General features: G+C 72.1%; 19 protein-coding genes. 8 read left to right on the top strand and 11 right to left on the bottom strand.

Translation table 11 applies throughout. From position 1 onward, the window contains the following. Positions 1 to 3: 3 nt before the first annotated feature. The gene (locus J0P97_RS06575; RefSeq protein WP_215486983.1) at positions 4 to 345 is read left to right on the top strand and encodes a tryptophan synthase subunit alpha; all 342 of its coding nucleotides are present in this window, start codon (positions 4 to 6) and stop codon (positions 343 to 345) included. 18 nt (positions 346 to 363) lie between these two features. On the opposite strand, the gene trxA is transcribed toward J0P97_RS06575, so the two are convergent. From trxA to J0P97_RS06555, 4 genes are all read right to left on the bottom strand, one after another. Continuing rightward, positions 364 to 687 (bottom strand): thioredoxin, encoded by a 324-nt coding sequence (gene trxA / locus J0P97_RS06570; RefSeq protein WP_215486982.1) that lies wholly within the window; start codon positions 685 to 687, stop codon positions 364 to 366. 75 nt (positions 688 to 762) lie between these two features. Next, complete coding sequence (gene trxB / locus J0P97_RS06565; RefSeq protein ID WP_215486981.1) at positions 763 to 1,755, bottom strand: thioredoxin-disulfide reductase; 993 nt, start codon at positions 1,753 to 1,755, stop codon at positions 763 to 765. 184 nt (positions 1,756 to 1,939) lie between these two features. Then, complete coding sequence (gene murJ, locus J0P97_RS06560; protein WP_215486980.1) at positions 1,940 to 3,550, bottom strand: murein biosynthesis integral membrane protein MurJ; 1,611 nt, start codon at positions 3,548 to 3,550, stop codon at positions 1,940 to 1,942. Further along, on the bottom strand, positions 3,543 to 5,762 hold the full coding sequence (locus tag J0P97_RS06555; protein ID WP_215486979.1) for a DUF6049 family protein: 2,220 nt from the start codon (positions 5,760 to 5,762) through the stop codon (positions 3,543 to 3,545). Before J0P97_RS06555 ends, murJ begins: the two co-directional genes overlap by 8 nt. Positions 5,763 to 5,938: 176 nt before the next feature. Here J0P97_RS06555 and J0P97_RS06550 point away from each other — a divergent pair, with 176 nt between their 5' ends. From J0P97_RS06550 to malQ, 4 genes are all read left to right on the top strand, one after another. Further along, complete coding sequence (locus J0P97_RS06550; RefSeq protein WP_246539930.1) at positions 5,939 to 7,510, top strand: DUF7059 domain-containing protein; 1,572 nt, start codon at positions 5,939 to 5,941, stop codon at positions 7,508 to 7,510. Between the two features lie 70 nt (positions 7,511 to 7,580). After that, a complete protein-coding gene (locus J0P97_RS06545; RefSeq protein WP_215486978.1) occupies positions 7,581 to 9,035 on the top strand; it encodes a CCA tRNA nucleotidyltransferase in 1,455 nt (484 codons plus the stop codon). 93 nt (positions 9,036 to 9,128) lie between these two features. Next, positions 9,129 to 10,481 (top strand): GAF domain-containing protein, encoded by a 1,353-nt coding sequence (locus J0P97_RS06540; RefSeq protein WP_215486977.1) that lies wholly within the window; start codon positions 9,129 to 9,131, stop codon positions 10,479 to 10,481. Between the two features lie 76 nt (positions 10,482 to 10,557). Continuing rightward, on the top strand, positions 10,558 to 12,735 hold the full coding sequence (gene malQ / locus J0P97_RS06535) for a 4-alpha-glucanotransferase (protein ID WP_246539912.1): 2,178 nt from the start codon (positions 10,558 to 10,560) through the stop codon (positions 12,733 to 12,735). Here the strand turns inward: malQ and J0P97_RS06530 are convergent. Next, a complete protein-coding gene (locus J0P97_RS06530) occupies positions 12,698 to 13,573 on the bottom strand; it encodes a DMT family transporter (RefSeq protein WP_308163470.1) in 876 nt (291 codons plus the stop codon). The genes malQ and J0P97_RS06530 overlap by 38 nt on opposite strands. 40 nt (positions 13,574 to 13,613) lie before the next feature. Between J0P97_RS06530 and J0P97_RS06525 the strand changes: the two genes are divergently transcribed. The 3 genes from J0P97_RS06525 (at position 13,614) to J0P97_RS06515 (ending at position 16,287) form a co-directional block, all read left to right on the top strand. Next, positions 13,614 to 14,096 (top strand): MarR family winged helix-turn-helix transcriptional regulator, encoded by a 483-nt coding sequence (locus tag J0P97_RS06525; protein ID WP_215486975.1) that lies wholly within the window; start codon positions 13,614 to 13,616, stop codon positions 14,094 to 14,096. Positions 14,097 to 14,222: 126 nt separating this feature from the next. Next, complete coding sequence (exaC, locus tag J0P97_RS06520) at positions 14,223 to 15,770, top strand: acetaldehyde dehydrogenase ExaC (RefSeq protein WP_215486974.1); 1,548 nt, start codon at positions 14,223 to 14,225, stop codon at positions 15,768 to 15,770. 133 nt (positions 15,771 to 15,903) lie between these two features. Beyond that, entirely contained in the window at positions 15,904 to 16,287 is a 384-nt protein-coding gene (locus tag J0P97_RS06515) for a DUF779 domain-containing protein (RefSeq protein WP_215486973.1), read from the top strand. A 90-nt stretch (positions 16,288 to 16,377) separates the two neighbouring features. On the opposite strand, the gene J0P97_RS06510 is transcribed toward J0P97_RS06515, so the two are convergent. The 6 genes from J0P97_RS06510 to J0P97_RS06485 form a co-directional block, all read right to left on the bottom strand. Then, positions 16,378 to 17,169 (bottom strand): ferritin-like domain-containing protein, encoded by a 792-nt coding sequence (locus J0P97_RS06510; RefSeq protein ID WP_215486972.1) that lies wholly within the window; start codon positions 17,167 to 17,169, stop codon positions 16,378 to 16,380. Positions 17,170 to 17,193: 24 nt separating this feature from the next. Next, positions 17,194 to 17,733, bottom strand: coding sequence for a GNAT family N-acetyltransferase (locus tag J0P97_RS06505; RefSeq protein WP_215486971.1), 540 nt, complete (start codon positions 17,731 to 17,733; stop codon positions 17,194 to 17,196). Between the two features lie 169 nt (positions 17,734 to 17,902). After that, on the bottom strand, positions 17,903 to 18,508 hold the full coding sequence (locus J0P97_RS06500; RefSeq protein WP_215486970.1) for a response regulator transcription factor: 606 nt from the start codon (positions 18,506 to 18,508) through the stop codon (positions 17,903 to 17,905). After that, entirely contained in the window at positions 18,505 to 19,698 is a 1,194-nt protein-coding gene (locus tag J0P97_RS06495) for a sensor histidine kinase (protein WP_246539911.1), read from the bottom strand. The genes J0P97_RS06500 and J0P97_RS06495 overlap by 4 nt, the downstream gene beginning before the upstream one ends. 19 nt (positions 19,699 to 19,717) lie before the next feature. Then, positions 19,718 to 20,572: an ABC transporter permease gene (locus J0P97_RS06490; protein ID WP_215486968.1), complete on the bottom strand. Its 855-nt coding sequence runs from the start codon at positions 20,570 to 20,572 to the stop codon at positions 19,718 to 19,720. Then, positions 20,569 to 21,474 carry an ABC transporter ATP-binding protein gene (locus J0P97_RS06485; protein WP_215486967.1) on the bottom strand — a complete coding sequence of 302 codons (906 nt, stop codon included), beginning with the start codon at positions 21,472 to 21,474 and terminating at the stop codon, positions 20,569 to 20,571. Before J0P97_RS06485 ends, J0P97_RS06490 begins: the two co-directional genes overlap by 4 nt. Positions 21,475 to 21,497 lie beyond the last annotated feature (23 nt).

Raw genomic sequence — 21,497 nt, 5'->3', positions numbered from 1 at the left:
GGGGTGTCCGATCGCCCACCCCTCCCGCGCCGAGCGAGTCTCGAGGTGCTGCGCGCCGAGGCATCCGACGAGCTGTCGGTGCTGATCGAGGAGCGCATCCGCGTCGGCGAAGACCCGTGGGACTTCATGGAGGACCTGCCGTCCGTGGACGAACTGGTCGTCCTGACGCTGCGCGCGGAGAACATCGCCGCCGACGGAGGGAACCGCCCGACGGCGGCCCGCAACTACCGCGTGCTGCGACAGATCTCGCTGGACTACCCGGCCCTTACCCGCGCGGTGTGGCGGCTGCTGGGCAGCGAGCCACACCGCACGTGGGACGCATCGGTGCGCGTCGAGGCATCCTGACGACGCCGACGGCGAACCTCACCGGATGTAGGCGGCGAGATCCTTCTCGAGAGCGACCTTCGGCTTCGCGCCGATGATGGTCGTCTCGACCTGGCCCCCCTTGAACACCTTCATCGCGGGGATCGAGGTGATCTGATACTCCATCGCGAGGTTCGGGTTCTCGTCGACGTTCAGCTTGAGGACGGTGAGCTTGTCGCCGTTCTCCGACTGGATCTCGTCGAGGATCGGCCCGACCATGCGACACGGGCCGCACCACTCGGCCCAGAAGTCCACCAGCACGGGGCCTTCCGCGTCGATGACGTCCTGCTGCCAGGTGCTCTCGCTCGTGGCCTTCGCGGTCATGTCCAACTCCTTAGATGTACGACACGTTCGTGTCTCTGCAGAGAACGCCGGATGCGTCTCGGTTGTTCCCGACGCCTACGCGGCGTCCTCAGCGACGTCGGCGAGACCGTCGATCTCGGAGGCGTGCACCTCGGGGAGGCCGGCGTCGCCGCGCGCCGCGAGGTAGTGCTCGACATCGAGGGCCGCCGTCGTGCCGGAGCCGGCGGCCGTGACGGCCTGACGGTAGATGTGGTCGACGACGTCCCCCGCCGCGAAGACGCCCGGAACCGAGGTGTGCGACGAGCGGCCGTCCACCCACACGGTGCCGTGCTCGGTGAGGCGCAGCTTGTCGTGCACGAGGTGCGTGCGCGGGTCGTTGCCGATCGCGACGAACACGCCGGTGACGGGGAGCTCGCGCGTCGATCCGTCGACCGTGTCGCGGAGGAGGAGCCCGGTGACGGCGTCACCGCCGAGCACGTCGGCGACCTCGCTGTTCCAGACGAACTCGATCTTCTCGTTCGCGAAGGCGCGGTCCTGCATGATCTTGGAGGCGCGCAGCTCGTCGCGACGGTGCACGATGTAGACCTTCGAGGCGAACTTCGTGAGGAACGTCGCCTCCTCCATCGCGGAGTCGCCGCCGCCGATCACCGCGATCTCCTGCTGGCGGAAGAAGAACCCGTCGCACGTCGCGCAGTAGGAGACCCCGTGGCCGGACAGCCGCTGCTCACCCTCGATGCCCATTTTGCGCGGGGCGGACCCCGTCGCGAAGATGATCGACTCGGCTTCGTGCACATCGCCGTTGCCGAGGATCACCCGCTTGACATCGCCGTCGAGGTCGAGCTCGGTCACGTCCTGGTAGAGCACCTCGGTGCCGAACTTCTCCGCCTGCTCCTGCATCTTGGCCATGAGCTCGGGGCCCATGACACCCTCCGGGAAGCCGGGGAAGTTCTCCACCTCGGTGGTGTTCATGAGCTCGCCGCCGGTCTCGACCGAGCTCGCCACGAGGAGCGGGGAGAGGTTGGCGCGCGCCGCATAGATCGCGGCGGTGAAACCCGCCGGTCCCGAACCGATGATGATGACCTGTCGCACTGCGCTGCCTTTCTGAGGCGATCTCGTGGCTTTCCCCACGGCCCGAATCCGGGCCCTGAAGCGTAGAACCCATGCTAGCCGCGGGGCATTCCGCGTTCATGCTCCGCGGTGGCGCGGCTGCACTCTTCGCAGCGCTGCGCGTCGGCGCCCTCGGGGGGAGGCGAGCCCGGCGTCCGCGTCAGCGTCAGCGTCCGAGGACCCGGCGGACGACGCCCGTGGCGATCGACAGCTCGGGGGCGCGCAGCAGAGCGAGCGCACCCGCGTAGACGAGGAGCGAGGCCCCGCCGACGAGGGCTCCGCCCGCGATGCCGAGGAACCGGTCGCTCGTCGTCCACCCGTCCACGCCGCCGAGGAGGAGGAAGACGCCCCAGCCGGCGGCGAACGCGGGCACCGCGGCGAGTGCGAAGCGGCCGAGCGCGCGCCAGGTGGCGTGCAGCGCGCGCGTGTCGGTGTGGCGGCGCAGCAGCCGCAGTGCGAGGGGCAGCTGCACATAGGTCGACAGGGACTGCGCAAGGGCGACCGCTGCGGCGAGGAATCCGAGCGGGAGGGCGCCCAGGTTCACCGCGACGACGGCGATGACCGCACCGAGCGCCGCGAGGGTGGCCTGCACGAACGAGAAGATGAACGGCGTGCGGGTGTCCTGGAACGCGAAGAACCCGCGGCGGAGGACCACGAGGACCCCGAAGGGCACGAGGGCCAGAAGGTACGCGCACAGCACCCACGCCATCGCGACCGCGCCCTCCGCACTGGCGGTGAAGACGCGCGTGATGGGGACGGATGCCGCGGCGATCGCGGCGGTGAAGCCGAAGCCGAACACCGCGATCGCCCGGATCGATTCGTCGAGGTTCGGACCGACCCGGTCGAGCCGTCCCGCCGCGACATCCTCGGCGAGCCGGGTGAAGTAGGTCGTCGAGATCGACATCGCGACGATCGAGTGCGGCAGCATGAAGATGAGCCACGCGTAGACCATGACCGTGACGCTCGCCTCGCCGGAGGCCCGCGTCACGACCTGGGACTGCACGATGCCGGCGAGCTGGCCGACGACCACCGCGAGGAAGGTCCACCAGGCGAGGGTCCCGATGTGCCGGAGGCCGATGCCCCGCCAGCGGAAGTCGGGGCGCACGTGGAGCTTCGTGCGCTTCCAGAAGAACAGCAGGACGACCGTCTGCATCGCGATCCCGAGGGTCGCCGTTCCGCCGAGGAGGGCGATCTTCGGCGCATCCCAGTCGGAGAGTTCCGTGAACGGCCCGCCGAAAACGGCGAGGAACGCTCCGAAACCGACGATGGAGATGAGGTTGTTGACGGTCGGCGCCCAGCTGTAGGGGCCGAACACCTTGCGCGCGTTGAGCACCTCGCCCAGGAGCGCGAAGATCCCGTAGAACAGCAGCTGCGGCAGCAGCCAGTAGGCGAACGCGATCGAGAGCGCGCGCTGCTCGGGTTCCCAATCCGGGGCGTAGATCCAGACCAGGACCGGCGCAAGCGCCATCATCACCGCCGTCGCGGCGATGAGGACGACCGTTCCCAGGGTCAGGAGCTTGGAGACATAGCGCGAGCCGCCGTCGGTGTGTGCGGCGGCCTTCACGATCTGCGGCACGATGATGCCCGTGATGACGCCCGCGGCGAGAAGCTCGTACACGTTCGTCGGGAGGGTCGCCGCTACCGTGAAGGCATCCGCCGCGCGGCTGCTGTAGGAGCCGATGACCGCGACGAGGACGATCGACCGGATGAGACCGGTCACCCGCGAGAACATCGTTCCCGCGCCGATGATGGCGCTCGCGCGCCCGAGGCTAGCCATCGGCATCCTCCAGGTCGTCGGGAATCTGCGCCGGGGCGCCTCGGCGGCGGAGCTTCCGGACGGTGCGCACGACGCCGAGGATCAGCAGCAGCGCGACGATCGTGAGCATGACCACGAGGCCGACCGACTCCCACTCGGCGCGGACGGCGACGTTGACCGGCACCTGGTCGCCGATCGGGACTCCCGTGATGCTGCGCAGCTGCAGGTCCAGCGTCGAGTCACCGCTGCCCACCCGCGCCTGCACCGGCACCTGCACCCGCGTGTTCTGCGCGGGTCCCGCCTCGACGGTCGTCGTGTTCTGGACGATCAGTCGAGGGTCGTTGCGGGTGGCGTACAGGATGACGGTCACCGGCCAGCGCAGGTCGTTGCGCACCGAGAAGGCCAGTGGGGCGCTCGTCGCGGCGAGGGTGATGTCGCTCGGCGGCGTGATCGAGACCGCGCCGAGCGTGTCGCGTGTCTGCGCACGATGATCATCGACGGCCTTCTGCGCGGCATCCTCGGTCGCCGACCGCCATCCGTTGCCGGTGAGCTGGAGGACCGCCGCCCGCTCCGGCGAGGTGAGCACGAGCGGGTCCTGCAGGATCGACGAGAAGCTCTCCAGGTCGCCCTCGTCGCTCAGGAGCGCGTGCAGGCGAGCGGTCCGCTCCGCATCGTCGGGCACGGCATTCAGGGTGACCGCGGCGGGCTCCGCTGCGGTGAGTGCGCCGATGCCCACGGCCGCGCGCCCCGCGAGCGCGGAGGCCGCCTGCAGGGCCGGACGGAGGGACGGGAAGCTGCTCGCCCGGTCGACGGCGACGAGGACGGGCGCCTCGCCGGCGTCGGCCGAGGCGAACTGTCCGTAGGCGGATGCCGCCGCCAGCGCCGCGTCCCGCGCGGGGGCGCCCGCACTGGATGCCGCGATGCCGAGGGCGGCGGACGTGTCGGCGTCGTAGACGAGAAGGCGCCCGCCGTTCGCCGAGGCTGAGGAGGGCGCTCGCGCGTCGCTCACGGCGCGCGAGTCGAGGAGCGTGAGGCCGGATGCCGCCGCGAGGGCCGCGACGGTGGCATCGCCCGCGCTGCCGGATGCGGGCCAGAAGACCGCCCCGAGTGAGGATCCGACGTCGGTGAGCTCGGCGAGCGTGGGGAACGTCGGCGTGGTCGGGAGCGAGGGCGACGGCGCTGGTGTCGCCGCCTCGGTCGACGTGTCCGTGTCCGTGTTCGGGGCGTCGGCGGGATCTGTGCCGCCGGGGGCATCGGTGGTGCCGGTCGTCGGTGTCGGGGTGGGGGTCCCCGTGGCGGACGGGAAGTCGCGCGTCTGGAGATACGGGGTCAGGGGCAGAGGCTCGAGGGGGGCGCTGAGACCAGCGGCGATCTGGGTGGCGAGATCCGCATCACCGAACTGCAGGGCGAATCGGGCGTTCGGAAGGGACATGAGGTCCGCGAGCCACTGCGTCGCGCTCGCCGGAGCCGAGGAGCCGAGCACCCGGATCGCCGCGACGATCGCGGGGTCGACGGCGAGGGCGGCGTTCGTGCCGGCGACCGCGTCGAGCGTGTCGCGGAGCTCCCCGCCGGTGGCGGTGAGCTTCGTCAGCTCGTCGGCCGTGAGGAGGCCCGTCGTGCGGGCGGGCGCCGTCACCGGGACGACGACGGCCACGCCGCCACCGGCGGAGGCCGCGGGGACCACGAGGACGCTCCGCGATGTCGTCGGGCCGGCGGTGGAGGAGTAGTCGGCGCGGATCGGGTAGACGCCCGCGGGCCACGCGGCGAGGGGTGACGAGTCCACCGACATCGTCGCGGTGGTCGTGGCGCGGCCGGCCACGGCGGGGAGAGTGGTCTCGGCGAGCGTGGTCTCCGTGCGGGAGTCGTCGGTGACCTCCCCTGCCAGCCACGCCCGCGTGGCGGTGCGATCGGCGAGGGGGGTGGCGGAGGTCGTCACGCGCACGCTGCCGCCGCCCAGATCCGCGAGGGTCGGGTTGTAGGCGGACACGGTGAGGGCCAGCGCCGATCCGCTCGTCACGATCCCCCCGGCGGCGGGCGCGAGTGTGAAGACGATGTCGCCGCTCGCGGCGGGATCGGCCGCGGCCGACGCTGCGGGAGCACTGCCGAGCGAACCGATGAGGGCGCCCAGAGCGATCGAGGTCGCCCCCAGCGTCGCGAGGACCGCGGTGAAGGCGCGGTGAGTGCGGCCGGTGCGGGTGGCGCGGCGCGACGGGCGGCGGGAGGGGCTGGTCATAGAGGGATTCGACTCCTGTGCGATCCCAGACCGCACGATCAGGTGAGATTCTAGGGTCACGCCCCTGTGCGCGAGCGGTGACCGGCCGCCGCGCCGCGAACGGACGACGAATGGATGCCGCGGTGACTGAGCTCGCGAACCCTGCCCCCACCCCCGGATCGGAGTCCGACGCAGCCCTGCGAGAAGACCCCGACCCCGCACTCGTCGCGCTGCTGCGCACCGACCTCGCACAGGCCGGCTACACCGCCGACGCGGTGCGCGCGCTCTGGGGTCCGCTGGCCGACGAGGCGATCGGACACGGGCTGACCGGACCCGCGCTCCGCGCGCTGGACAGGATCGAGGGCGAGGGCGCTGTCGCCGCCGACGATCGCCCGGATGGTGCGGCCGTGCGCGTCGCGACGCTTGCTCGGCTGCTGTTCCTGGGCGCTCCGACGCCCCTGGCATCCGTCGACGCGGCCCTCCCGCACGCCGGTGCCCGCGGGCTCGCGGCGCTGGGTCTCGCCGCGATCGAGGGGGCGCGTGTCGTCCCCCGCGTGCTGCTGCGCCCCCAGGACTACGCCGACGGCGGGGCGGACGGGGGATGGTGGGTCGCGAGCGATCTCGACGAGGCGGCTCTCGGCGGTCCGCTCCCCCCGGGGCACGTGCTCGGCGTGGGCGGGGCATCACTCACCCTCGCGGGACTGCAGCTGCCGACGCCCGCGACCCGGGTGCTGGACCTCGGGACGGGATGCGGCATCCAGGCGCTCCGCGCCCGGGCGTACGCCGCACACGTCGTCGCGACCGACGTCTCGGAGCGGGCTCTCGCCTTCACGCGCCTGAACGTCCTGCTCAACGAGGGCGCCGCCGCCGTCGAGGTGCGACACGGGAGCCTGTTCGCGCCGGTGGCGGGCGAGGAGTTCGATCGCGTCGTCTCCAACCCTCCGTTCGTCATCACCCCCCGCGCGGCGGGGGTGCCCGCGTACGAGTATCGCGATGCCGGGTTCGCGGGCGATGATCTCGTCGCGGCGTTCGTGTCGGGAGTCGGCGGGGTGCTGGCGTCCGGCGGCGTCGCGCAGCTGCTCGGCAACTGGGAGTACCGCGGCGGCGAGGACGGGCTCGAGCGCGTCCGCGCGTGGGTGGATGCCTCATCCGAGCCCCTGGATGCCTGGGTGATCGAGCGCGAGCAGCTCGATCCGCTCGCCTACGCCGAGCTGTGGGTCCGCGACGGCGGCACCGCCCCCGGGACCCCGGGTTACGCGACGCTCGTCGAGGCCTGGCTCGCCGACTTCGCGGCGCGCGACGTGACCGCCATCGGGTTCGGGTATCTGCTCCTGCGCCGGACGGCGACGGGAACGCCCACGCTGCGCCGCTTCGAACGGATCGCGCATCCGCTCCCGGGCGGCTCGCTCGGCGCGCACCTTGCGGAGGCGCTCACCGCCCACGACGCGCTGGCCGTCCTCGACGATGACGCCCTGTCTGCGACCCGCGTCGTCGTCGCGGGAGACGTCACCGAGGCGCGCCACCACCTGCCCGGCGTCGAGGCCCCCTCGGTGATCGAGCTCCGTCAGGGCGGCGCCCTGGCCCGGACGATCGAGGTCGACCCTGCGCTCGCCGCCCTCGTCGGCGCCAGCGACGGCGACCTCCCGCTCGGTCCCCTCATCGCGGCGATCGCCGACCTACTCGAGGTGGATGCCGCGGCCCTGCGCGCCGACATCCTCCCGCGCGTGCGCGAGCTCGTCTTCGCGGGGTTCCTGCACCTCGCCGACTGATCGGAGGGTGGTCGCGGGTCGCGGGCGCTCGGGCCGGGACGTCTCGCACCGCCCCGGTAGGCTCGAACCCATGCTCACTATGGCCGAGGGGCTCGATCGCCTGGGTGCTCTCGCGACCTCTCCGATCATGGCGCGGCTCGGGGCCGCATTCGCGCAGGCGGGGTTCGAGCTCGCGATCGTGGGCGGTCCCGTGCGCGACGCGCTGCTCGGGCGGCGGACGAACGACCTCGATCTCGCCACGGATGCGCGGCCCGACGACATCCTCCGGATCGTGAAGCCGCTGGCATCCGCGACGTGGGACATCGGTCGCGAGTTCGGCACGATCGGCGCGAAGATGGCCGGGCCGGGAGTGTCGGGAGAGCCGGGCACCTCCGAGCAGGTCGAGATCACGACCTACCGGGCCGACAGCTACGACGGCGTGACCCGCAAGCCGACCGTCGCCTTCGGCGACGACCTCGACGCCGACCTCTCGCGCCGCGATTTCACGGTCGGGGCCATGGCGCTGCGCCTGCCCGTCCCGGCGCTCGTCGACCCCACCGGCGGGGTCGAGGACCTCGTCGCCGGCATCCTGCGCACGCCTGGCGATCCCGACGTGAGCTTCGGCGACGACCCGCTGCGGATGCTCCGCGCCGCCCGGTTCGCCGCTCAGCTCGGATTCACGGTGGCGCCGGACACGCTCGAGGCGATGACCCGCCTGCGCGCCAGCATCCGGATCGTGAGCCCCGAGCGGGTGCAGGGCGAGCTCGTGAAGCTCCTCGCGACGGATGATCCGGTCCCCGGCATCCGGATCCTCGTCGACACCGGACTCATGGGCGAGATCCTCCCCGAAGTCCCCGCGCTGCGGCTCGAGATCGACGAGCACCATCACCACAAGGACGTGTACGAGCACTCGCTCACCGTCCTGCAGCAGACGATCGACCTCGAGCACGAGCGGCATCCGGGCGGCGCACCCGACGTGACCCTCCGCCTCGCCGCGCTCCTGCACGACATCGGGAAGCCCGCGACCCGCAAGCTCGAACCGGGCGGTGGTGTGAGCTTCCACCACCACGACCTCAAGGGCGCGCGGATGGCGCGCAAACGGCTGCAGGCGCTGCGCTTCGACACCGCGACGATCGGCGCGGTCGTCCAGCTCATCGAGCAGCACCTGCGGTTCTTCGGGTACGCCGAGGGGGCGTGGACGGACTCCGCCGTGCGCCGGTACGTGCGGGATGCCGGCAGCGAGCTCGAGCGCCTGCACATCCTCACCCGCGCCGACGTCACGACCCGCAACGCGCGGAAGGCGGGGCGTCTGCGCCGCGCCTACGACGACATCGAGCGCCGCATCACGGAGCTCGCCGCGCAGGAGGAGCTCGACGCGATGCGCCCCGAGCTCGACGGCAACCGCATCCAGGAGGTCCTCGGCATCGGGCCGGGCCGCGAGGTCGGCGAGGCGTACCGCTTCCTCCTCGACGTGCGCCTCGACGAGGGTGTCATCGGCCCGGATGCCGCCGAGCAGCGCCTGCGCGCCTGGTGGGCCGCCCGCTGACGCGCATGGGCGCCCAGGCGCATCCGTGCGCTCGCCAACACTCCGGCCGCGATCTAGACTGACGGCACTTCCTCGCCGCTGATCGGAGTCGCCATGCCCTCGTCATGGTCGTCGCGTCGCGAGGTCTCGCCCGAGACGTCGCGTCTGCTCATCGAGCGTGCGCACGAGGAGCTCGTCGGCGGGAACGGCGCCGACCCGCGGCTCACCCAGGTGCGTTCGCTCGTCCAGGAGTCGTGGCGACGCTCGCTCGCGCACCTCGTCGGAGCCGAAGCGCTGCCGCCCCTCGATCTGCTCGACGATGAGATCGAGGCCTATCGCAGCGCCCACCCGCTCGCCGGAGCGATGGACATGATCCGGGCCCTGCTGCTCCCCGAGTCCGACGCCGGCGTCGTCGTGGCGGTCGGGGATGCCGCGGGCCGGCTCCTCTGGGTGGAGGGCGACCACGGCATCCGCGACCTCACCGGGGCGATGGGATTCGTCGAGGGGGCGAACTGGTCGGAGGAGATCGTCGGAACCTCCGCCCCCGGCACGGCCCTCGCCCTCGGCCGGTCGGTGCAGATCCACGGTGCCGAGCACTTCAACCGCCTCGTCCAGCCCTGGTCGTGCACGGCTGCGCCCGTGCACGATCCGGAGACCCGACGCCTCCTCGGCGTCATCGACGTCACCGGCGGCAGCGACGCGGCGACGCCGCAGGCCCAGCTGCTCGTCGACGCGACCGCCCGCGCCGTCGAGGGGGAGCTGCTCGTCGCGCGGCTGCGCGCCCGTGCCGCCGCGTCGGCGCCGATCCCCGTGCGCCGCAGCTCGTCCCGCGGGCTGTCGCGCTCCGCCGCCCGCGCTCCGCGCGCGCCGGAGATCGCGACACTGCGGGTGCTCGGCCGCGACAAGGCGCTCATCGAGGTCTCGAGCGGCAGCGGGGAGACGATCGCCGAGCTCTCCGGCCGTCACGCGGAGATCCTCCTCATGCTGGCCGTGCACCGGCAGGGCCTGTCGGCCGAGCGGCTGACGGAGCTCGTCTACGGGCCGGATGCCACCGACGGGACGCTCCGGCCCGAGATGGTGCGCCTGCGCAAGACGCTGGAGCGCGTCGCTCCGCACCTCGTGCCCTCGTCCCGCCCGTACCGCCTCCCCGCCGAGCTCGACACCGACGCGCAGCAGGTGCTCTCGCTCCTGGGACGCGGAGCGCACCGCGTCGCGCTCGCCGCCTACCGCGGCCCCGTGCTGCCCGACTCGACCGCGCCCGGCATCGACGAGCTCCGCGAGACCGTCCGGCTCGCCCTGCGGGAGGCGCTGCTGACCGAGGCATCCGTCGAGGTCCTCCTGACCTACGTCGACACGGCCGACGGACAGGACGACGCGGAGGTGCTGCGGCTCGCCCTCGAGATGCTGCCGGCGCGCTCCCCGCGTCGTGCCGGGCTCGTCGCGCGGCTGGAGAAGCTCGAGGTCTGAGCGGTTCCGTCGCCGGTCCGTCACGCATTCCCGCACGGCGGCGACGACTGGCAGGATGGGCGGGACGGAGGCATCCATGACCGCAGACAGCCCCACGCCCGACACCGCCACGCCCGACAGCGCGCCGGTCGAGCCCTCACCCGCGCTGGTGCAGCTGGCCGCCGCCCACGGGATCGCGACGGAGTACTGGTCGTTCTTCGGCGACCGGGTCCATGTCCCCGCCCCGACGCTGCGCGCCGTCCTGCAGGCGATGCACGTGGAGACGGCGACGGATGACGACATCTCCGCCACCCTCGCCGAGGTCGAGGATGCGCCGTGGCGACGCGTGCTGCCCCCCTCATTCGTGTCACGCCCCGGCGCGCGCGCCCTGCCCGTCCACGTGCCGGACGGGCACGACGTCCGCCTCGTCGTCGCGCTGGAGGACGGATCGTGGCGCGACCTGCCCGTTCCCGACCAGGCTCCCGTCGCGCGGGAGGTCGACGGCGCGACGCGCTGGCGTGTCGAGGTGCCCCTTCCGACGACCCTGCCGGTCGGGTGGCACACGGTGCACGCGTTCCTCACGCCGTTCGGCGGCGGGGATGCCACCGAGAGCGCACAGGCGGGCCTGGTCATCACCCCCGAGCGGATGCCCGACCCGCCGACCCGCCCCGGCCGCCACCGCGGCTGGGGGCTCATGGCGCAGCTCTACTCGGTGCGCTCGCGCGCGTCGTGGGGCATGGGCGACTTCGCCGACCTCGCCGACCTCGCGGCGATCGCGGGCGCGGAGGGCGCGGACTTCCTGCTCGTGAACCCGATCCACGCGGCGGAGATCACGAGTCCGATCGAGGCCTCGCCGTACCGGCCGGCGTCGCGCCGGTTCCTCGCGCCGCTGTACGTGCGTCCCGAGGACATCCGCGAGGTCGCGTACCTCACCCCCACCGAGCGGGCGCTCGTCGAGGCGGCTCGTACGCCCGTCGCCGCGATGGACCTGGACCCCGCACGGATCGACCGCGATGCCGTGTGGGCGGCCAAGCGGGTCGCCCTGGACGCGATCTTCGCCGTGCCCCTGTCGCCCGCGCGCGTCGCCGAGCGGGACGCGTTCGCCGCGCGCGAAGGACAGCCGCTCGACGACTTCGCGCTGTGGTGCGCCCTCGAGGAGCACTACGAGGGATCGGCGCGCCCGGACGAGGCGTGGGACATCGCCTCGCCCCTGATCTCCGACCTCCGCGAACGCCTCGCGGGCCGGGTCCGCTTCCATGTCTGGCTGCAGTGGATCTGCGACCAGCAGGTCGAGAGCGCCCAGGCGGCGGCGAAGGCATCCGGCATGGCCATCGGCGTCATGCACGACCTGGCCGTGGGCGTCCACCCGCTCGGCTCGGATGCCTGGTCGCTCCGGCCGATGTACGCCCAGGGGATGGCGGTGGGTGCCCCGCCGGACATGTACAACCAGCAGGGGCAGACCTGGAACCAGCCGCCGTGGCTCCCGGGTGCGCTCGCCGAGAGCGGCTACGCGCCGCTGCGTGACATGATCCGCACCCTCCTCCGCCACGCGGGCGCGCTGCGCATCGACCACGTGATCGGGCTCTTCCGGCTGTGGTGGATCCCCGAGGGGCTCTCGCCCGCCGCCGGGACCTACGTGCGCTACGACCACGAGGCGATGATCGGGGTGCTGATGCTCGAGGCGCAGCGCGCGAGCGCCGTCCTCATCGGCGAGGATCTCGGCAACGTCGAGCCCTGGGTGCGCGACTACCTCGCCGATCGCGGCATCCTCGGCACGAGCGTGCTGTGGTTCGAGCGCGAGGGCGATGGCTTCCGCCCGCCCGAGGAGTACCGCCGGTCGCTGCTCGCGACCGTCAACACGCACGATCTGCCTCCGACGGCGGGGTATCTCGCGGACGAGCACGTCGCCTTGCGGGCGCGGCTCGGACTGCTGACCCGGCCCGTCGAGGAGGAGCTCGCCGACGCGGATGCCGAGCGCGCCGCGATGCTGACGCTGCTGCGCTCCCGCGGCCTGATCGGCGAGGCGCCCAGCGAGCGGGAGGTGATCGAGGCGCTCAGCGTGCTGATCACGGCATCCCCCTCGCAGCTGGTCGGCGTCGCGCTCGTGGACGCCGTGGGCGAGCGCCGCACGCAGAACCAGCCTGGCACCGATACCGAGTACCCCAATTGGCAGATTCCGCTCGCGGGCCCCGAGGGCGAGGTCGTCCTCCTCGACGACCTCGCCACGCTTCCCCGGTTCACGTCGCTGGTGTCGGCCGTCGACGCGCGGGTGTAGCCCCGGCGACCACGCCCAGGAGCACCAGGGCGAGACCGACCAGCGCCGCGGGATCCAGCCGCTCCCCACCGAGGATCACCCCGAGGAGCACGCCCGTCACCGGGTTCAGCAGTCCCACGATCCCGACGACGGCGCCGGGGAGCCGTGCGAGGCCGTTGAACCACACGGCGTACGCGACGGCGGTGGCGATCACGATGACGTACGCGAATCCGGCGATCGCCGACGGGTCGAGCGCGGGCGGGCGGCCCTCGACGAGCACGGCGAGGGGCAGCACGAGGAGCGACCCGGCGATCAGCTGCCACGCGGTCATCGTCAGCGGCGGGACACCGGACCCCCACCGGCGCGTCAGCACGAATCCGAGAGACGACGCCAGCATCGCGACGACGGATGCCGCGACGCCGACGGCATCCGGGGCGCCGGATGCCCCGGGCTGGAGCATGAGGATCACCCCGACGATCCCCAGGGCGGCACCGCCGGCGGCGCGAAGGGTCGGCCGCTGACGCAGCACCACCCAGCTCAGCAGCAGGAGGGCGGCCGCCGAGGTCGACATGATCGTCGCGGCGAGGCTCGTCGCGAGGCGCTGCGCGGCGACGTAGACCAGCACATTGAGCCCGCCGACGGTGAGCGCGCCCAGGACGAACGACCGCCACCACCACGATCCGCTCGGCAGGCGCCGCGTGAACACCAGCACGAGGAGCCCCGCGGGCAGACACCGGATGACGGCGCCCCAGAGCGCGGCATCCGCCGGAAGCACGTGGCGGGTGACGTAGTAGGTGCTGCCCCACGCGATCGGCGCGATCGCCGTCGTGAGCGCCCAGCGCAGCGGTTTATCTTCCACGGAAGACACTATAGCTTCCACGGAAGGTATTGTCGTGGGGGTGAAGGATCACGTCGACCGCATCCTGGAGGAGTGGCGCCGCGAGCGCCCTGACCTCGACCCGAGCCCGCAGGGCGTCATCGGACGCCTGCACCGCCTGGCCACTGCCCTCACCGACGAACTCGTCACCGTGTACGCGCGGTTCGGACTCAGTGAGGCCGAGTTCGACCTGCTCGCCTCCCTCCGCCGAGCGGGCGAACCCTACGAGCTCCCGGCCGGCGAGCTCGCCGCGCACACGATGGTGACCACCGGCGGCCTCACGAAACGGGTCGACCGGCTCGTGGAGCGCGGCCTCGTCGAGCGCCAGGAGGCGGGCGCCGATCGCCGGCGCCGCATCGTCCGTCTGACGCCCGAGGGCCGCACGCTGATCGACGCGGCCGTCACGGCGCACCTCGAGAACGAGCACCGCCTCGTCGACCTGATCGACGCCGCGGATGCCGAGGCCATCGCCGCGGCATCCCGCCGGTGGCTCGCCGCGCTCTGACCCGGCATCCCCGCGGCTTCTCGCAGGCAGGACCCTGCAACGAGATGCAACGTAGCGGGGCGTAGGTTCTGCCGCATCCGAAAACGCGGCACCGACGCCGCGAGTTCATGCGTCGAAGGAGACAACATGACCATCGTCGAAGAAGGCGTCTCGAGCGTCTACGCCCAGCCGGGTCAGCGCGGCGCGGTCGCCGACTACCGCCCCCGCTACGGTCACTACATCGGCGGCGAGTTCGTCGAGCCGATCAAGGGCGGCTACTTCGAGAACATCACCCCCGTCACGGGCAAGCCGTTCACGGAGGTCGGGCGCGGCACCGTCGAGGACATCGACCGGGCGGTGGATGTCGCCTGGAAGGCGTTCGAGTCGTGGAAGAAGACCACGGCCGCCGAGCGCGCCAACATCCTCAACAAGATCGCCGACCGCATCGAGGCGAACCTCGAGGCGATCGCCGTCGCCGAGACGTGGGAGAACGGCAAGCCCGTCCGTGAGACCCTCGCCGCCGACATCCCGCTCGCCGTCGACCACTTCCGCTACTTCGCCGGAGTCCTGCGCGCCCAGGAGGGCTCGCTCAGCCAGATCGACGAAGACACCGTCGCGTACCACTTCCACGAGCCGCTCGGCGTCGTCGGCCAGATCATCCCGTGGAACTTCCCCATCCTGATGGCCACGTGGAAGCTCGCCCCGGCGCTCGCCGCCGGCAACTGCGTCGTCCTCAAGCCGGCGGAGCAGACCCCGGCATCCATCCTGTTCCTGTTCGACATCATCGGCGACCTGCTGCCGGCGGGCGTCGTGAACATCGTCAACGGCTTCGGCATCGAGGCGGGCGCGCCGCTCGCGCAGCACAAGCGCATCCGCAAGGTGGCCTTCACGGGGGAGACCACGACCGGCCGCCTCATCATGCAGTACGCGTCGCAGAACCTCATCCCGGTGACGCTGGAGCTCGGAGGGAAGTCCGCGAACATCTTCTTCGAGGACGTCGCGCGCCAGAAGGATGCCTACTACGACAAGGCCCTCGAGGGCTTCTCGTTCTTCGCCCTCAACCAGGGCGAGGTCTGCACCTGCCCGAGTCGTGCGCTCATCCAGCGGTCGATCTACGACCAGTTCCTCGGCGACGGCCTCGAGCGGGTCGGCAAGATCGTGCAGGGCAACCCGCTCGACCCGGCGACGATGATCGGCGCACAGGCATCCAACGACCAGCTCGAGAAGATCCTCAGCTACATCGAGATCGGCAAGGCCGAGGGCGCGAAGCTCCTCGCCGGCGGTGAGCGGGTCGACCTCGGCGGCGAGCTGTCGGGCGGCTACTACGTCGCGCCGACGGTGTTCGAGGGGCAGAACTCGATGCGCATCTTCCAGGAGGAGATCTTCGGCCCGGTCGTCTCGGTGACGAGCTTCGACGACTTCGACGGAGCCATCCACACCGCCAACGACACGCTGTACGGCCTGGGTGCCGGCGTCTGGAGCCGTTCGGCCGACACGATGTACCGCGCCGGCCGGGCGATCGAGGCCGGTCGCGTCTGGACGAACACGTACCACCAGTACCCCGCGCACGCGGCGTTCGGCGGGTACAAGCAGTCCGGCATCGGTCGCGAGAACCACCTCAAGATGCTCGATCACTACCAGCAGACCAAGAACCTGCTCGTGTCGTACGCCGAAGGGGCGATGGGCTTCTTCTGAGCCACCCTCCCTCCTCGTCCTCGTCCCACTTGGGGCGCCGCTTGTCCCACTTGTGGCGCCGCTTGTCCCACTTGTGGTCGCTTCCCACCCAGGAGAACAGCCACAAGTGGGACGAGGGGCGCGAAAGGATGCCATGAACGACACACTCAGCAGGGTCGCCGTGACGCATGACGCGGCGGCCCTGTTGCGCCAGTTGTCGGCGCAACACGGAAAGCTCATGTTCCACCAGTCGGGAGGATGCTGCGACGGCAGCGCACCGATGTGCTACCCCGTCGGGATGTTCCTCACCGGCCCGTCCGACGTGCTGCTCGGCACGATCGACGCGGGTCTCGACGACCCGATCGAGGTGTACATGTCGGAGTCGCAGTTCGAGTACTGGAAGTACACGCACCTCACGATCGACGTCGTGCCCGGCCGCGGGGCGGGCTTCAGCGTCGAGGGCCCCACGGGGATGCGGTTCCTGATCCGCTCGCGGATGCTGGACGCCGCCGAGCTGGAGGCCTTCGGCCTGAGCTGACCCGGACGGTTCGCCGCGCGCCCCCGGCCGCCGCCCCCCCCGCGTCCGTGTCACATCCGCGAGACACCGTTCTCGCGCCGAGACACCGGTTCACACCGGGTGTGTCGGCGCGCAGACGGTGTCTCGCGGCTCGGAGGAGCCGACGCCGCCCAGTGCGGCGGTCAGCGCGCGGCGGAACGAGCGGAGCGCGGCGCCCGCGTACGCGTGGGCACCCATCCCGCACGCACGCAGTGCCCCGCCGTGGTCGATCACGACGACGGCGGTCGCGCCCACGGCCACGAGCCAGCAGGGGAGCACGACGAGCGGCTTCGCCCACGGCGGCAGTGAGCGCAGGCCGCCCCGCAGCTGATCGATCTGGAACGCGAGGTGGTGCTCCTCATCGAGCGCGATCCGTGTGCCGATCCCGCGGATGACGGCGTCGGGCCCGCGTCGCGCGAGCACGACGAAGTACGGCATCGCCACGGCCTCGGCGATGAGGAACAGCATCAGCTCGGTGCGGAGCCCGAGTGAGCGCCGCAGCAGTGTGAAGGCGCCGTCCGACCAGTGCTGCGGCAGCGGCACGGCCCCGAGGTGGCGGAGCCCGCGCGCGAACAGCGCGGAATGCGCCTGCTCTTCGCCGACGAGCATCCGCAGGGCGTGCTGCTGTGCCTCGCCGCATCCCCGCGCCTTCCGCAGCAGGTGCGCGCCGTCGCCGCCTTCGCCCAGCTCGAACCGCTGGAACGACCGGATGAGGGCGGCCCGTGCCGCCGGCGACATCTCCGCGGCCGCATCCCAGTCGATGCGCCCCTCGATCGCCGCATGTCGCGCACGGTTGTCCGTGAAGTGGGCGACCCATCGCTCGAACGAGGGGGCGTCCGCGCGTCGCGCATCGGCGGTGATCATCCCGGCAGTATGCCAGCGCCGCCGTCAGGCGCGGGGCGCCATAGCCAGAGGCGAACCGGTCGGCGAGGGGTCACCGGCCAGGCGCGCGTGCGTCTCCACGTCGAAGCGCTCCGCGCCATAACGGAGCTTCTCGCGCTCGATGCCTTCGGCCCGGAAACCCGCGGCGGTGGCCACCCGACATGACGCCGGATTGTTCACGCGGTGGCCGAGCTCGAGGCGGTGCAGACCCGCGCCGAATGCCCAATCGCAGAGCGAGAGCAGCGCACGGGTCGCGTACCCCTTCCCGCGTGCAGCCGGCGCGAGCCAATACGACATCCACGCGGTTCCGTGTCGAAACTCGATGGCCGTCGCCGCGGCATTGCCCACAGCGACCCCGTTCTCCACCACGGCCCAGTTCCTGGCCTTCTCATCGAAGACGAGCGCTCTGGCGATGAATCCCGCCGCCGCCTCGGCGCTCGACAGGTCCGCGCCTCCGAACTGTGCGGCCAGATCGGTCGCGCCGGCCGCAGCATCCCGCAGTGCGCCGGCGTCGTCTCGACCCCACGGGCGAAGAATGACGCTCACATCGTCCATCGTGCCGCACCGGCCGTCTCACGAGACATCGTTGTCGCGGCAGGCAGGCAGGCAGTCAGGCCGCGCCAGAGCGGCACGGCGGGATGCGGCGAGACGGCGGGATGCGGCGGGGCGGCGGGATGCGGCGGGGCGGCGGGATGCGGCGGGGCGGCAGGGCGGGCTAGAGCCACCCGCGGTCGTCGGCGACGCGCACGGCGTCGGCGCGGTTGCGGGCGCCGGTCTTGCCGATCGCGGAGGAGAGGTGGTTGCGCACGGTGCCCTCGCTCAGGTGCAGGATGCCGGAGATGTCGGCGATGGACCCGCCCGTGCGGGCGACGGAGAGCACATCGGTCTCGCGAGCGGTGAGGGGCGACTCGCCCTGCGCGAGGGAGTCGGCGGCGAGGGCCGGGTCGACGACCCGCAGGCCCTGCGCCACGCGGCGGACGGCGTCGGCGAGCTGCGCGGCGGGCGTGTCCTTCACCACGAAGCCCGAGGCCCCGGCGCGCATCGCGCGGGCGAGGTATCCGGGGCGCCCGAACGTCGTGACGATGAGCGCCCGACAAACCGGCACCTCGGCGCGGAGGGCCGCGGCCGCGGCGATCCCGTCCATGCCCGGCATCTCGATGTCGAGGAGCGCGACCTCGGCATCCGTCTGGCGCGCCGCCGCGACCACCTCGTCTCCGCGCCCGACCTCGGCCACCACCTCGATGTCGGGCTCCAGTCCGAGCAGAGCCGACAGCGCACCCCGCACGAGTGCCTGATCGTCGGCGATGAGCAGGCGGATCACAGGGTGACCTTCAGTCGCAGACCGCCGAGTTCGCTCCGGCCGACCGTCAGCCGGCCCCCGGCGCTCTCGACCCGCTCCCGCAGCCCGATCAGCCCCGCGCCGCCGGCGTCGGCGCCGGCGTCGCGCCCACTTCCGGAGTCCGCCCCGCTCAGCCCCACGCCGTCGTCCTCGACGCTCACGGTGCGCGGCGTCAGCTCGATGCGGCAGCGCGTCGCGTGCGCGTGCCGGATGACGTTGGTCACGCCCTCGCGCACGACCCAGCCGGCCAGCTCGCGGGTCGCGGCGGGCAGCGCCTCGGTCGAGCCGGGCAGCGCGGCGTCGATGCCCGCGGCATCCAGTGCCACGCGGGCCGCGGCGAGCTCGCCGGCAACGCTCACCCCGCGATAGCCGGCGACGGTGGCGCGCACGTCGACGAGGGCACCCCGGGCGAGCGCCTCGACCTCGGCGATCTCGGCGCGGGCGCGCCCCGGGTCGACGTCGATGAGGCGCCCGGCGAGCTCGGTCTTGACGGTGATCACGGTGAGCGAGTGGCCGAGGATGTCGTGGAGGTCGCGCGCGACGCGACTGCGTTCGCGCTCCACCGCCATCTCCGCCATCTGATCGCGCGTCGCTCGCAGCGCGTTCATCGCGGCGATGTTCCGGGCGAAGGCGGCCATCATGGCCGAGATGGAGACGATGATCGCGGGCACCCAGAGGACGTCCTCGGTCCATCCCTCCAGCTGCGCCCCGGCGAGTGCCGCGACGCCGCCGAGGGCGAGCAGCAGGATCCAGGTGAGGCGCAGCGGCAGCACGGCCATCCCGATCGTCACCCCGACATATGTCCAGACGCCCCGGATGCCCCATCCCAGCCACGGGAACAGTGCGAACGAGAGGGCGAACAGTCCGAGCGCCGGGAGGGCGCGGCTGCGCCGTGGCAGCGCCCACGACATCGGCGTCGCGGCGAGGAACGCGACGGCGAACAGAACGACGAGGCTGATCGCGAGAGCGCCGCCGAGCGGTCCGGACGCCGCGGCGACGATGTCGGGGACGACGGTGACCAGCCAGATGAGCGAGAGGGCCGCGCCGGCGTACCAGCGCACGGCGCCGCGGGAGCGCAGCATCGCGATCGGCGAGCGCGCCGATGCGGCGGAGCCCGGGGGGATCTCCCACCCGGGCCCGCCGAACTCGTCGCGGGCGACCGTCACGAGCATCACTGTAGGCCGCGCGCGCTCAGACGCGCTTCGTGTCGCGGCGGAAGGCCCACGTCGTGGCCACCATGAGGGTCACGAGCCAGACCACGGCGTTCGCGAGCCACATGATGTCGAAGGCCTCGCCCGTCAGCGGCGACCGCGCGAGCTCCCCGATGCCGTACACGGGGGTGAACGTCGCGACCGTCTGCATGACGTCGGGCATGCTGCTCAGCGGGTAGAACAGGCCGCCGAGGAACGAGAGGAAGACGACGACGAGGCTCGTCACCTGCGCCGCGTTCTCACTCGGCATGAGGTATCCGATGAATAGCCCGAGCGTCGTGAAGACGGCGCTTGCGAGCAGCCATCCGACGAGGCCGGTGCTGATCCACTGCCCGGCGGTGAGCTGGATGCCGCTGATCGCTCCGGCGACGTACGTCGCCACGACCGCCAGGAGGCCCAGCACCATGCCGGCGATCATCTTGACGATGACGTTGACGAACGGGTTCAGCGGGGTGAGGCGCAGCTGCCGGCTCCACCCCTGGGCACGCTCGACAGCGACGGCCGCGCCCGTCTGCGTCGCCGACATCATCGCGCCGTACATCGCCATCGAGACCATGATGTAGGCCGCCACCGAGATGCCGCCGTCTGCGACCGGAATGCCGGTGAGCGACTCGTCGCGCATGGGCAGGCCGATCAGCACGTACATCACGATGGGGAAGGCGACCGTGAAGAAGAGCGTCCGCCGGTTGCGCAGGCGCCGCTTCAGCTCGATGCCGAGGTAGGTGAGGGTGAATCCGCCGAGCGGCGGGACGCGGCGATCCAGCGAGACGCGGTCGGCGGGGGCACCGGGGGCGCCGGCAGCGGAGGTCCCGGCGGCGGGGGATGCGGTGCTCATGCGGATGCTCCTTCGGACGTGAGGGCGAGGAACACGCTCTCGAGGTTCTGGGCGGTCACTTCGACGTCGTGGGCGGGTGTGGAGGTGAGGAGATGGCGGACCACGGCATCCGAGTCCTTCGTGTGGATGGTGACCCGGTCACCGGCGAACTCGACGTCGTCCACGGCGGGCAGGGCCGCGAGGGCGGCGGGGTCGGCCTGCGGCAGCGTGGCGCGGACGATCCGGCCCGACACGAGGTTCTTGATCTCGGAGGTCGTCCCGTCGGCGACGATGCCTCCCCGGGTCATCAGGACGATCCGGTCGGCGTACTCGTCCGCCTCGTCCAGGTAGTGCGTCGCGAACAGCACGGTGCGTCCGCGCGCGGCGTCCGCCCGGATCGCGCTCCAGAATGCGCGCCGCCCCTCGACGTCCATGCCGGTGGTCGGCTCGTCGAGGATCAGGAGGCCCGGGTCGCTCAGCAGCGCCATCGCGAAGCGCAGCCGCTGCTGCTGGCCGCCCGAGCACAGACCCACGCGACGGTTCGCGATCTCGGCGATGCCCGCCCGTTGCAGGACCTCGTCGAGGGGACGGGTGTCGGCGAAGAGGCTCGCCGTCAGGGCGAGCGTCTCGCGGACGGTGAGGTCCTTGAGCAGTCCGCCGGTCTGGAGCACGGCCGAGACGAGTCCGTGCGCGATCGCCGCGCGGGGGCTCTCGCCGAAGATCCGCACCGCCCCCTCGTCCGGATCCGACAGCCCGAGGAGCATGTCGATGGTCGTCGTCTTGCCGGCGCCGTTGGGCCCGAGGAAGGCGACGATCTCGCCCGGGCGCACCCGCAGGTCCACCCCCTCGACCGCTCGCACCGCACCGAAGCTCTTGCGCAGTCCTGCGGCGTCCACCGCGAGGATTCCCTGGTTCTGGTCCATGTCTCGACTCTGCCCGCGGCGGG

The sequence above is a fragment of the Microbacterium flavum genome, assembly GCF_018717645.1.
Classification (GTDB): domain Bacteria; phylum Actinomycetota; class Actinomycetes; order Actinomycetales; family Microbacteriaceae; genus Microbacterium; species Microbacterium flavum.
Note: the sequence above shows the minus strand (reverse complement) of the source record. Positions and strands in the feature narration are given on the sequence as shown.